The sequence below is a fragment of the Brachybacterium tyrofermentans genome (assembly GCF_039526165.1).
In the GTDB taxonomy this organism is placed as follows: Bacteria; Actinomycetota; Actinomycetes; order Actinomycetales; family Dermabacteraceae; genus Brachybacterium; species Brachybacterium tyrofermentans.
Map to the genome: position 1 here is coordinate 1 of NZ_BAAAIR010000099.1, position 11,919 is coordinate 11,919.

An 11,919-nucleotide genomic window follows, 5' to 3' on the forward strand; every position below is an offset into this window, starting at 1 on the left:
CAACGACGCGACGCTCCCCATCACCACGAACCGGGAAGAGCCGGAATGGCTCACCGAGAAGGCGACCGAGGCCGGCTTTAGCCTGAGCCTTGTCGACCTCGGCGGCGGAGACATTACCAACCGCCTTCTCGCCGAGGCGTCCAACCCGATCGCCGATGTCGTCTTTGGCCTGAACAACGTGTACTTCGAGAACCTGGTCGCCTCCGAGGTCCTCGAGGAGTACACGCCCTCCTGGTCCGGCGACGTCGACGTCAGCCTCGGCGACGGAGCGGTCTTCTGGCCCATTGTCCGTGAGCCGATCATGCTCGTGTACAACACCGAGACCTACCCCGACCCCGCTTCAGCCCCCTCCGACTGGCCGGATCTGTGGACGGACCCCGCCTTCCACGGGACCTACGAGGTCCCCAGCAGCCTCGGCGGTGCCACTACCCAGATGGTACTTAGCGGGCTCCTCGCCCGCTTTTTGGACCCCTCTGGGGACCTCGGCGTCAGCGATGAGGGATGGGAGAGCATCGGCCGGTACTTCGAGTATGGCGTCCCCTCGGTCGAGACCACCGACCTCTACGCGCGCATGGACGCCGGAGAGGTTTCTGCCGGCCAGATGTGGCTCGCGGGGAAGGTGACACGCGAGGAGCAGTATGGCGTCGCCACCGAGGCTGCGCATCCTGAAATCGGCGTCCCCATGGCCGTCCAACACGTGGCCCAGGTTGCAGGCACCCCGCGCGCTGAGCTCGCTGGCGAGTTCATCGACTGGTTCGGTGGCGCTGAGCTTCAGGCCGCCTGGTCCCAGGAATTCTTCACCGCTCCCACAAATTCCGACGCCCTGGCCGACGCAGACCAGGACGCCGTGAAGCAGACCGAGTCCTTTTCTGCGCAGGACATCGACTGGACCACTGTGGCGGAGAACCTGAACGACTGGATCGAGAAGATTGAGCTGGACGTCCTCGGATGAGCATGATCGAGTTCCAGGACATACAGGTCTGCTTCGGCGATTTCGAGGCCCTGCCCGCCTTCTCCCTCGCCATCGAGAATGGGGAGTTTTTCACTCTCCTAGGGCCCTCCGGTTGCGGAAAATCGACGGCCCTGCGCACCCTTGCTGGATTCATCCAGCCTTCGCGCGGCAAGGTTTTCGTCGGAGGCCGGGACGTGACAGGGCTGCCCAGCGACAAGCGCGGCGTTGGGATGGTTTTTCAGAACTACGCCCTGTTCCCGTCGATGTCGGTGGCCGACAACATCGGCTTCGGCCTCTCCGTCGCCAAGCGGCCGAAGGCAGAGATTCGGGAGCGCGTCGCCGAGATTGCCCAGGAGGTCGACCTCTCCGAGAAGCAGCTCGGCAAAAGCGTCGCCGACCTCTCCGGCGGCCAGCAGCAGCGCGTGGCCATCGCCCGTGCACTCGTGCTCCGCCCGAAGATCCTCCTGCTAGACGAACCTCTGTCGAACCTCGACGCCCAACTGCGATCCCAACTGCGCGGCCAGCTGAAAGACCTGCAACAGCAATTCGGGATCACGACCCTCTACGTCACCCACGACCAGGACGAGGCCATGTCCATGAGCGACAGAGTGGCCGTGCTGAACCACGGCCACATCGAGCATGCCGGAACGCCGCGGGAGGTGTACGAGAGGTCAGGGACCGAGTTCGTGTGCACCTTCATCGGCTCCGTCAACCGGATGACCGGGGGTCTTGCAGAGGCCATCTCTCGACAGGGGCCGGACGGTCTGCGCGGCAACGCTCCGATGTTCGTGCGCACCGAGCGCGTCGATATCGCCCCTCCTGGCGGCACAGATGACACTCGGGTTGCCGTGGATGGCGTCGTGGCCTCGAACGTCTACTACGGCTCCACACAGAGCTATCTCGTAGACGCCGCGGGCCAGAGTGTGCGCGTCCACGTCCCGACATCCCGGGGCCAGCGGGAGTTCGAGATCGGGGAGACGGTCCACCTCTCCATCGACCCCCGGGATGTCATGCAGTACCCGCATGCAGAAGCAGGCGAAGCGGCATGAGACTTCGCCGACCCGCGTGGACGAAGTCCCCGATGGCCATCATCACCGTGGTGGTGGCCGCCTGGTTCATCCTCACCTTCCTCATCGTCCCCAACGTCCACCTCCTCCTTGAGGTATTCGAGGAGGACGGGAGGTTCTCGACCGGTGCCTGGGGGAGGCTGTTCGCCTCTGATCGCGCCATGTCCTCGCTGCGCAACAGCGTCCTGCTCGCCGTCACGCTCAGCCTGACCGTGAACGCCTTCGGCATCTTCATTGTCCTCGTGACCAAGTACTTCCGCATCCGTGGCCAGCGGTTCCTGTGGCTCGGCTTCGCCACCAACCTGATCTACGGAGGGATCGTCCTGGTCGCCGGGTACGACTTCGTCTACGGCTCCACGGGAACCCTGACCAAGGCGCTCACCACCGTGATCCCCGCAATCCCCGACGATTGGTTCCAGGGATTCCCGGCTGTCCTCTACGTGATGACCTTCGCGACCACGGGGAACCACCTGCTGTTCCTCACGGCTGCCATGGCCCGCGTTGATCAGCAGACCGTGGAGTCGGCTACCCAGATGGGGGCCTCGACCTGGACGGTTCTTCGTCGAGTTGTGCTGCCGGTGCTGAAGCCGACGATCTTTGCTATTACTATCCTCACCTTCCTAAGCGGACTGGGGGCCCTGGCGGCTCCGCAGATCCTAGGAGGTCGGAGCTTCCAGACGATCGCACCGATGATTCTTACCTTCGCGAACTCTCCGGGATCCCGAGATTTGGCGGCCGCCCTGGCGCTGATCCTGGCGACCTTTACTATCGCCCTGCTGTTGATCATGAACCGCATCGAGAAGGGGGGGACGTACTTCTCCATCTCGAAGGTATCCTCCCGACTCGAACCACAGCCCATCCGGCATCCCGTGGGAAACGTGATCGTGCACGCCCTCGCGTACTTGCTCTTGTTGATCTATGTACTGCCGCCGTTGCTGATTGTCATCTTCTCATTCACAGATGCGAAGGCGATCTCCACTGGAACTCTGCGCTTCGACAGCTTTACGCTGGAAAACTACATTCAGGTGGTCACCGACCCCGTGGCCCGCTGGCCCTTCGTCGTATCCATCGGCTATTCGGGGCTCGCGGCGTTGATCGTGATCATCGGACTTCTGTTCGTGGTCCGCATCATCACGTTGTACCGAGGCAGGCTGGGTGGCGCCCTCGAGTATCTGCTGCACATCCCTTGGATAATGCCGGGATCGATGATCGCCCTCGGTCTCCTGCTCACCTTCTCCACACCGAGGGCTTTGGCCGGGGGCCAAGTCCTCTCTGGCACTCTCGTGATCCTCCTGATCGCCTTCGTGATCGGGAAGATCCCCTTCACGCTCCGTCTGCTGAAAGCGAGCTTCCTCGGCATCAACCGCAATATGGAGGAGGCAGCCTCGCTACTAGGCGCCAGCCAGTTCACGACCTTCCGGCGGATCATTCTGCCGCTGGTCCTGCCCACGGCAGCCGCAATCACTGCCCTGAACTTCCAAACCATGCTCGACGACTACGACACGGCCGTCTTCCTCGCACATCCGCTCTACCAGCCGCTCGGATTGTTCATCCGCAGCGCCACCTCCGGAGAGACTACCGCCGATTCCACTGCGCTCGTCTTTGTCTACACCGTCCTGCTCATGATCATCTCCGGCATCGCCATGTGGCTGGTGTACGGCAACGGTGTGAGCAGGCTCCGCCGCCTTGTCGGACGGATCGCCCGCCCGACCTCTCCCGCAAAGGACACGCATCGATGACTCCCCACCCCACCGCCGAAGACCTCCGCGACGCTCTCAGAGAACTGCTGGCATCCCGGCCAACGCCGCTGATTGCCACTCACCGGGGGACGCCTCTCGGAAGTTTCGCCGACAACACCCTGCGCGCGGCCGTCGGCGCTGTGAGATCCGGAGCGGACATGGTCGAAATCGATGTGATCCGCTCCCGGGATGGGGAATACTTCGCCTTCCACAACGGCTATGAGAAGAAGCAGTTCGGTCGGGACTTCGACGTGCGCGAGATGGACTCCGCCGAGCTTGCCGAGCTCGAGTACGTCTTCCAGGGCAGCTCCGACTGGAAGGGACTCCAGCCTATCCAGTCCCTCCTGGACGGCCTCCCGGGCATCTGGTGGAACATCGACCGGTCTTGGACGATGTGGCCGGAGCTACTGGACGTCCTCGCTGCCTCGGGGCATGCTGAGCGCCTCATTCTCAAGTCTCCGCCGCAGCCGGAGGTCCTTAACGCGCTGGCGGCGCACCCGTATCCCTTCCTCTACTTCCCGATGGTCCGGACACTGGAGGAGCTGGCCTCCGTCGAGGCGCGGAGCGGGGTGAATCTCGTCGGCGCGGAGTTGCTAGCCGGGGACGCCTCGGCGCCCTTCGCCACGGCCGAGGCCGTGGCGACGGTGGCCGCTCGGTACCCAATGGTCCTGCTCAACGCTCTCAATCTAGAGAACTGCCGTCCGCTGTACCTCGGTTGGGACGATGAGGTGTCCGTCCTGGAGGACCCGGACCTCGGCTGGGGCAGGCTCATCGATGCCGGGGCCACGGCCGTCCAGACCGATTGGCCTCATCTGCTGCGCGACTACCGAGCCGGCCGCTCCTAATCTTGCTGCACGATCGGCGATCGGCGATGATCAGGCCATGAGTTCACGCCGCCGCTCGGACCACACGCCACGGGCGGCGACGATGGCTCAGGTCGCCGAACGAGCTCAGGTATCCCGGGCGACTGTTTCCCGGGTCCTTGCCGGGACGGCGGAGGTCGCGGAGGCGACTCGTCTCCGCGTCCTGGATGCCGTCGAGACGCTCGGCTACGTCCCCTCGGCTGGGGCGCAGGAGCTCGCCGCCGGGAAGTCCCGCACGGTGGGGCTGCTGATCCGCAGCCCCGCCAATCCCGCCTACGGAGAGCTGTTCTCCAAAATCCAGGAATGGACAGACGCCTACGGACTTGAGCTGGTTACTGTGGCGCCGACTTACTACCGGGGCGCCGCCGACGAGCTATCGGCCCTGCGACGGCTGGTTTCGATGCGCGTCGGAGCGATCCTGGTGTCCACCGGGGTGATCCGGACCGAGGAGCTGAAGCAGTTCCTGCCCGTGCTACCCATCGTCACCGTCGGCCGGCCTGAGTCCGATCCCGAAGTTTACGGGATTTCATATGACGAGGCGAACCATGCCACGCAGGTGGCGCGCGCCGTCTACGGGTGCGGGCACCGGAAGGTAGCCGTCGTGAGCCCGCCCACCGAGAACTCCCTCGCCGAGCACCTGCGGGGAGTCCGGACCGCCGAGGTCCTCCGGGACCTCGGGTGCGAGGTCTTCGCCGTAGACGCGAACGCCTTCGGAACGTCGAAGGACGGGGCAGGAGCCGTAATCGACCTCGTCCAGCATCAATCGGTGACGGCCGCAGTCTTCTCGAACGATCTGCGATCCGTGGAGTTCTTGACCCAGGCGCGGAAGATCGGCATCGAGGCGCCCCGCGATCTCTCCGTCGTCGGCTTAGACGGTCTGCTGCCGGGGCTGGAACTGATGGGCCTTGCGAGCCTGACCCTCCCCGTGGACGTGGTCGCCCGCCGTGCCGTCGAGGTGATCTCCCAAATGCTCAATGATCGGGAGAGCGTACAGGTCAGGCACGAGCTCTACTCCGGGGAACTGCACCCCGGCGCGAGTCTCGGTGTTGTCCCCAGGATGTGATTCTCGGTGCGATCGTGAACCGTCCAGGAACACGATAGAAGAGGTATCCATCTAGACGCGCGCAGCGGATGGCGATCCGCATCATCGTGTGTCGGTCCGCCTCGCCGCTCGTGCATCCACGTCACTGTGCCGCGACCCGGCTCGCACATCGCATGTACGCACTATCTGGAGGTATTTGTGGAACTGCTCGTCGGTCTGTTCCAGGACTCGAGCCTCGTCGAGGTCGAGCTCCTCATCGCAACGTTCATCCTATGCTCCCTGGTCGGGATCGAACGCCAGATCCGCCAGAAGTCCGCGGGGTACAGGACCCACGTCCTCGTGGGCCTGGGATCCTGCGCTTTCACGCTCGTCTCCGCCTACGGCTTCTCCACGGTCCTCGCCGACGAGGTCAACCTTGATCCTTCCCGCATCGCCGCACAGATCGTCTCGGGCATCGGCTTCCTCGGCGCCGGGGTGATCTTCAAGGGCCACAACGTGGTGCGTGGCCTCACCACGGCGGCAACAGTCTGGGTCGCAGCTGCGGTCGGTATGGCCTGCGGTGCCGGCATGCTGTCCCTGGGAGTCGCACTGACCGCGCTGCACCTGCTCACACTGTTCGTGATGGCGCCGCTCGTGCGCCGTCTTCCCGATCCTGACCGCAAGCGGATGCTGCGGGTCACCTACATGGACGGAGCCGGAGTGCTGCGCGATGTGCTCGCCGCCGCCACCTCCATGGGCTTCACCAGCTCTATTCAAAACAGCCAGCGCATCACGGACGATGGGGAAAAGAAGCACGTGGTCATGGATATCCGCTTCCAGGGCAGGCCGCCCCTGCGCGATCTGATCCCGACGGTGATGGAGCTCGACGGCGTCAAACGGGTCTCACTTAAACAGAGCAAGGAGTACGACGACGAGGAAGGTGACCGCATCTAGGTGTAGTTGGTCATGACGTTGTCGACGCCGGCATGGACGTGTGAGGTCCATCTCGACATTTTTGCGGCACATCTGTCGCAGTGGGTATACCCCACGGCGACAGGCTGGCCACCCGGCGCGGAGCCGAGGGCGCCGAGTAGTCAGGTGGGGCAAACTGGCTTCATGAACGAAAAGGGCGAGGGACAGCAGCTACTGCACATCGGTGCGGTCGCTGAGCGCACGGAGCTCAGCCTGCGGACACTGCGTCACTACGACGAGATCGGGTTGGTCAACCCGTCCGAGCGCAGCGAGGGCGGATTCCGTCTCTACTCCGAAGCCGACGTCGAGCGGATCCTGCTGATCCGTCGGATGAAGCCGCTGGACTTCACGCTCGAGCAGATGCGCGAGCTTCTAGACATCACCCACGATGTCGCCCAACCCGACGCACCGATCGAAGCTCGACAGAAGCTGCAAGAGATCGAGGCGATCGCGATCGAGCGGCGCAGCGCGCTGGAGAAGAAGGTCGCGATGGCCGATGAGTTCCTCTCGCGCCTCCGCGACCTCTCCACCCCCACCCGCCAGGACGACACGGAGACGCGGGAGGCCTGACGCCAGGGCGGAACGTGACTCAGACCTCGTATCCACGAAATGAAAGCTCACGTAACGTGAGGGTTAGAAATTGAGCCCCCCACGGAAACGTTCCGTGCCGCCGGGGCCCATCCCTCCCCCACGCTAGGACCCCTTCGTGACTTCCCTCAGCACTGCACCCGTCGACAGCGCACACCAACACTCCCAACAGCAGCCGGACACCGTTCTCTCCGCTCTGCGCAATCCCCGTCAGCTCAAGACTGAGATCCTCGCCGGCCTTGTCGTCGCTCTCGCCCTGATTCCCGAGGCGATCTCCTTCTCCATCCTCGCGGGCGTTCCCCCGCAGGTCGGACTGTTCTCCTCGTTCGTCATGGCCGTCACGATCGCCGTCGTCGGTGGCCGGCCTGCAATGATCTCCGCCGCTACCGGCGCAATCGCCCTGGTCATCGCCCCTGTCGCGCACGAGTACGGCCTGGACTACTTCATCGCCACCGTGATCCTCGCTGGGCTCCTGCAGATCGTCCTTGCCCTGCTTGGGGTTGCGAAGCTGATGCGGTTCATTCCCCGCAGCGTCATGACCGGCTTCGTCAACGCTCTGGCGATCCTCATCTTCACCGCCCAGCTCCCCCACCTGTTCGGTGACAACATCCCCTGGATCGTCTACCCGCTGGTCGTCATGGGTCTGGTGATCATGGTCCTCGTCCCGCGCCTGACCACCGTGATCCCCGCGCCCCTGATAGCGATCGTGCTGCTGACCGGCGCTGTGCTGGTCAGTGGCTGGAAGCTGCCCAACGTTTCCGACCAGGGCGAGCTGCCCGAGTCACTGCCGGCCCTGTTTATCCCGAACGTGCCCCTGAGCGTCCAAACGCTGCAGATCATCGCTCCCTACGCGTTCGCGATGGCGATCGTGGGGATCATGGAGTCGCTGATGACGGCCAAGCTCGTCGACGACATCACCGACACCCACTCGAACAAGACTCGTGAGTCCTGGGGACAGGGCATCGCGAACATCGCCTCCGGCTTCTTCGGCGGCATGGGCGGCTGCGCCATGATCGGTCAGACCATGATCAACGTGAAGCAGTCCGGGGCCCGCACCCGCATCTCCACCTTCCTCGCCGGGACGTTCCTACTGATCCTCGTCCTGGCCCTGGGTGACATCGTCGGCCTGATCCCGATGGCAGCCCTCGTCGCGGTGATGATCATGGTCTCCGTCGCCACCTTCGACTGGCACAGCATCCGCCCCACCACACTGCGCCTGATGCCCTGGTCCGAGACCGCCGTCATGCTCGCCACCGTCATCGCCACGGTCGCCACCCACAACCTCGCCATCGGCGTGGTCCTCGGCGTCATCACCGCGATGATCCTCTTCGCCCGCCGCGTCGCCCACCTGGTGCACATCGAGAAGGTCTGGGAGACCGACGTCGACGGCGACGGCACCATCGACATCCGCCGGTACGCCGTGAAGGGCGAACTGTTCTGGGCTTCCAGCAACGACCTCGTCTACCAATTCGACTACGCCGGCGACCCCGACACCGTCATCATCGACCTCACCGCCGCCGACATCTGGGACGCCTCCACCGTCGCCGCCCTCGACGCCGTGCAGAGCAAGTACTCCGCCCGCGGCAAGGAAGCACGCATCATCGGCCTAGACGGCGCCAGCCTCCAACGCCTGGAGCGCCTTTCCGGCAAACTCGGCGACGGACACTGAGCACCAGCCCACCACCAGACGCTCACCCCACCCCCGCCTCAGGGGCCGCTTGCGCAGAGGTCTCACTCACGAGGCCGCGGAGCAGGCACCAAAATGGGGCACCCCAGCAGGACAGTTACTGAGCAGTCTTTTACGGTTCTCAATAGGGCCTGTTTCAGTATTTTCGCGACAGAACCGTCGCACTGGGTATACCCCAGAGTGACGCCCGGTGGCGAGCTCGCGCCAGGGTCAGGCCGGTGCGTCCGTCTCGCCGCCAGGCGGCGTCAGCTGGTGGCGCCGCCCTAGTCCCCGTCGAGCCTGGCCGGGTCGTTTGGGGCGCTGGGGTCGGGCGCGGCCGCGGCAGCCTTGGCTGCGTCCTCCTCCTGTGCGAGTCGCAGTTCCACGATCATGCTGAGCGGCCAGAGGATGGCGGAGGGTGGCTTCGGCACCTTGAGATACTCGGCGGCGATGCGGGCCACTTGGACGCGATCTTCGCCGCCACGGACCAAGGAGCACAGTTCGGCGTCGAAGACTCCGTAGCGGAGTCGGCTCGGGCCCAGCCGGCGGTGGGCGGCCTCCCGCAGGTGCAGGTCATTGGCGAGCGCTGCGACAATCTCGAACGCTCCTGTGAGGGCCCACACGAGGAGCGTCTCCAGGTGGACCGGCTTTACCGCTGACCAGGCGTCGGCATGGTCACGCTCGATGTCGGCCTCGCTCTCGCCGTCCACCCACGCTGTCAGGGCTACCCTAAGCGCGTCGGGGTCCACGGCCCGGAGGTCCTCGAGCTCCTCAAGGGTTGCCACGCAGGTCTTGATGAGCCAGTGCAGCAGACGGTCGTGAGCGTCGGCGTCCGGCGCGTCCGAGCGGAGCACATTCACCACCGGGTCGAGCTGAGTGGCGATGGCGTCCCGCAACGCCAAGCAGCCCTCCAGCTTCAAGCCCGAGCGGTACACGGCGGCGCGCAGTGCGTCGTCGGGTACTCGCTGAGCGACCCGCACCGCGTAGCTGGCCCCGAAAGTCAGGGCCGGGGCCTGCACCTGCGGGGCGGACGTCGCTGACCAGAAGGTCCGCTGCAACGCACCTTCGAGCGCCTTGCGGAGATCTCCGTCTACGGCGGCGGACTCGGCCAACACCTCGATGGTGACGGCGTCGATGATGTCTTTGGTCTCTGGGGCCATGTACTCGGGTGCGCGAGACTGCATCACCTTGAGTGCCGCGGTGAGGGCCGTCTCGGTAGGGGGCAGGGCCTGGCGCATCGCTCGGCGCCACGTCCGGGCCGAATCGTGGTCGGAGGTCATGACGACAAGCCGCCCACTGATGAACTTGCCGGCGCGGCCGGCGCGGCCCTCGAGGTTGCGCAGCTTGGCGATGTCGGGTGCGTTGCTCGGGGCTCCGGTGCGCGGCGGGTGCGCGGCGATCACCGTGCGCGTGGGGAAGTCCACGCCCTCCAGCAGGGTGGGGGTGCACACGATGCACCGCAGGAGACCGCCCTCGACTCGGGCAGCCGACTCGATCGCCTGACGGACCGTCCTCGGCACGTCGGCGGTGTGCATCCCGAACCCGTTGCGGAGGGCGGCAGCCTCGTCCGGGTGTCGCGGTTCGAGTGCGTCCGCGATCTCCGCCAAGGCTCGACGAGGTGGTCCGAGCGAAACGGTGCTCTCGTAAATGGTGTCGAACAGGCTCTTCGCGAGGGATTTGTTGGCGGTGAACACGACGACGAGCCCCTCGGACGTCCACTGGGACATCAGGCCCGCCGCCTCGTGCTTGCGGTCCCTGATCCAGCCCTCGCCCTTAGTCTTCCCGCTCGGTTTGAGCGCGAAAACCTCCTCGGGGTCACCACCCTCGGGCCACAGGTACCCGACTCTGGCCGTCGTCGGCGAGGTTCCCGGCAGGCCGCGGATGAAGACGTGCCGCTCGAGCCAGGCTGGTCGCCAGTCGGACTCCAGCGCGTCTCCGTTCACCCAGTTAGCGATGGCCGTGACGTTTGAGAACTGGCTGGCGAGAAGGACGACACGGATGCCACGCCGCAGCGCCTTGGCGATGATGAGCTCGAGGGTGGCGCCGCGCGGCCCGTTGTCCACGTGCTGCGCCTCGTCGACGATCAGTAGCTTGATGTCGTCTAGGTCGATGCCGCTGTCTTCGGTCAGGGCCCGGCGCCAGTCGAGGTCGAAGCGTTCGGGGGTGACCACGGCCACTCCCGAGGCGTCCAGGACACTCCCTGTGGAGGGGAGGTCGGTGTCATAGTCGAGGCCACCTTGCGAGGACCGCACTGCAACGTCAGCCGGCAGTCCGTCGCGGAGGTCGTGGTACAGCTGGCTGACGAGAGCTCGGGTCGGCGCCAGGACTGCCACGACGCCGTCGGGATGAAGGTCGATGCTGTGCGCGGCAACTAGCTGCATGAGTGTCGTCTTGCCGGCGCTGGTGGGCATCTTGATGGCGAGCGAACGTTGCGCGGGGTCCAGGAGGCCGCCTCGCACGGCTTCTGCCTGCGAAGGCCAGAACGCGTGCCGGCCGACCTGGCGCATCTGCGCGACAACGTGCTGCACGCAGACGCCGTTGGCTCCCTTCGCCGAGGTCATGATCTGGGGGTGGCGGTCGAGACGGTGGATGACCGCGGCCGCCACGTACTGCGCAGCATGCAGGACGCCCAGTTCGAGGGACGCATCTTCAAGTACTTCACGCAGCCGGCCGGGCTGGACATGGAGGTCGATGACGTCGCGCACCGCGACCGCGAAGTCACCCAAGGGGCGCCCGCGCAGGGTCCCGCCGGCGCGGGCGTGGGCACCCGTAAGCAGCTGGGCGAGGCCACACACGTCGACGTCGTCGTGGTCGGTGAGCGCGCTGGCGCGAGCCCTGGCGATCCCGTCCTCGTCGGCCAGGTACCAGAGGCTGGCCTCGAGAATGATACGAAGCGGATCAGGTATAGACGGGTCAGCGAGCTGGGCTGGCACATCACGGCTGACCAGGCCGGAGATACCTGGTTTGGCTAGCCTCGATCTTTCATGGGGTCGGTAGGTCCGCTCGGTCGGCGTCGTTGCCGATCTTTGCGGACTCATTCTGGCATGAGGG

At 65.3% G+C, this 11,919-nt stretch carries 9 protein-coding genes and 1 pseudogene; 9 read left to right on the forward strand and 1 reads right to left on the reverse strand.

Annotated elements, in window-relative coordinates:
* The 9 genes and pseudogenes from ABD093_RS18715 to ABD093_RS18750 form a co-directional block, all read left to right on the forward strand.
* A partial coding sequence (locus ABD093_RS18715; RefSeq protein ID WP_343926443.1) for an extracellular solute-binding protein occupies positions 1-952 on the forward strand: 952 nt, incomplete at its 5' end.
* Between the two features lie 2 nt (positions 953-954).
* Positions 955-2,001, forward strand: coding sequence for an ABC transporter ATP-binding protein (locus tag ABD093_RS18720; protein WP_343926445.1), 1,047 nt, complete (start codon positions 955-957; stop codon positions 1,999-2,001).
* A gap of 32 nt (positions 2,002-2,033) precedes the next feature.
* Entirely contained in the window at positions 2,034-3,758 is a 1,725-nt protein-coding gene (locus ABD093_RS18725; protein WP_343926447.1) for an ABC transporter permease, read from the forward strand.
* A complete protein-coding gene (locus tag ABD093_RS18730; protein WP_343926449.1) occupies positions 3,755-4,603 on the forward strand; it encodes a glycerophosphodiester phosphodiesterase family protein in 849 nt (282 codons plus the stop codon). The genes ABD093_RS18725 and ABD093_RS18730 overlap by 4 nt, the downstream gene beginning before the upstream one ends.
* Positions 4,604-4,685: 82 nt before the next feature.
* Positions 4,686-4,808 (forward strand): annotated as a pseudogene (locus ABD093_RS19745) (LacI family DNA-binding transcriptional regulator); the annotation flags it as partial.
* A 51-nt stretch (positions 4,809-4,859) separates the two neighbouring features.
* Positions 4,860-5,684 (forward strand): substrate-binding domain-containing protein, encoded by an 825-nt coding sequence (locus tag ABD093_RS18735; protein ID WP_343926451.1) that lies wholly within the window; start codon positions 4,860-4,862, stop codon positions 5,682-5,684.
* Between the two features lie 177 nt (positions 5,685-5,861).
* Positions 5,862-6,596 carry an MgtC/SapB family protein gene (locus ABD093_RS18740; RefSeq protein ID WP_343926453.1) on the forward strand — a complete coding sequence of 245 codons (735 nt, stop codon included), beginning with the start codon at positions 5,862-5,864 and terminating at the stop codon, positions 6,594-6,596.
* Positions 6,597-6,758: 162 nt separating this feature from the next.
* The gene (locus ABD093_RS18745; RefSeq protein WP_343926455.1) at positions 6,759-7,184 is read left to right on the forward strand and encodes a MerR family transcriptional regulator; all 426 of its coding nucleotides are present in this window, start codon (positions 6,759-6,761) and stop codon (positions 7,182-7,184) included.
* Positions 7,185-7,320: 136 nt separating this feature from the next.
* On the forward strand, positions 7,321-8,871 hold the full coding sequence (locus tag ABD093_RS18750) for a SulP family inorganic anion transporter (RefSeq protein ID WP_343926457.1): 1,551 nt from the start codon (positions 7,321-7,323) through the stop codon (positions 8,869-8,871).
* Positions 8,872-9,152: 281 nt separating this feature from the next.
* On the opposite strand, the gene ABD093_RS18755 is transcribed toward ABD093_RS18750, so the two are convergent.
* The gene (locus ABD093_RS18755; RefSeq protein WP_343926459.1) at positions 9,153-11,801 is read right to left on the reverse strand and encodes a DEAD/DEAH box helicase; all 2,649 of its coding nucleotides are present in this window, start codon (positions 11,799-11,801) and stop codon (positions 9,153-9,155) included.
* Positions 11,802-11,919 lie beyond the last annotated feature (118 nt).

What these genes read in the sequence shown, in the direction of transcription:
- ABD093_RS18730 (WP_343926449.1), top strand. Translation starts at nt 3,755, where the DNA reads ATGACTCCCCACCCCACCGCCGAAGACCTCCGCGACGCTCTCAGAGAA.
- ABD093_RS18720 (WP_343926445.1), top strand. Translation starts at nt 955, where the DNA reads ATGATCGAGTTCCAGGACATACAGGTCTGCTTCGGCGATTTCGAGGCC.
- ABD093_RS18725 (WP_343926447.1), top strand. Translation starts at nt 2,034, where the DNA reads ATGGCCATCATCACCGTGGTGGTGGCCGCCTGGTTCATCCTCACCTTC.
- ABD093_RS18745 (WP_343926455.1), top strand. Translation starts at nt 6,759, where the DNA reads ATGAACGAAAAGGGCGAGGGACAGCAGCTACTGCACATCGGTGCGGTC.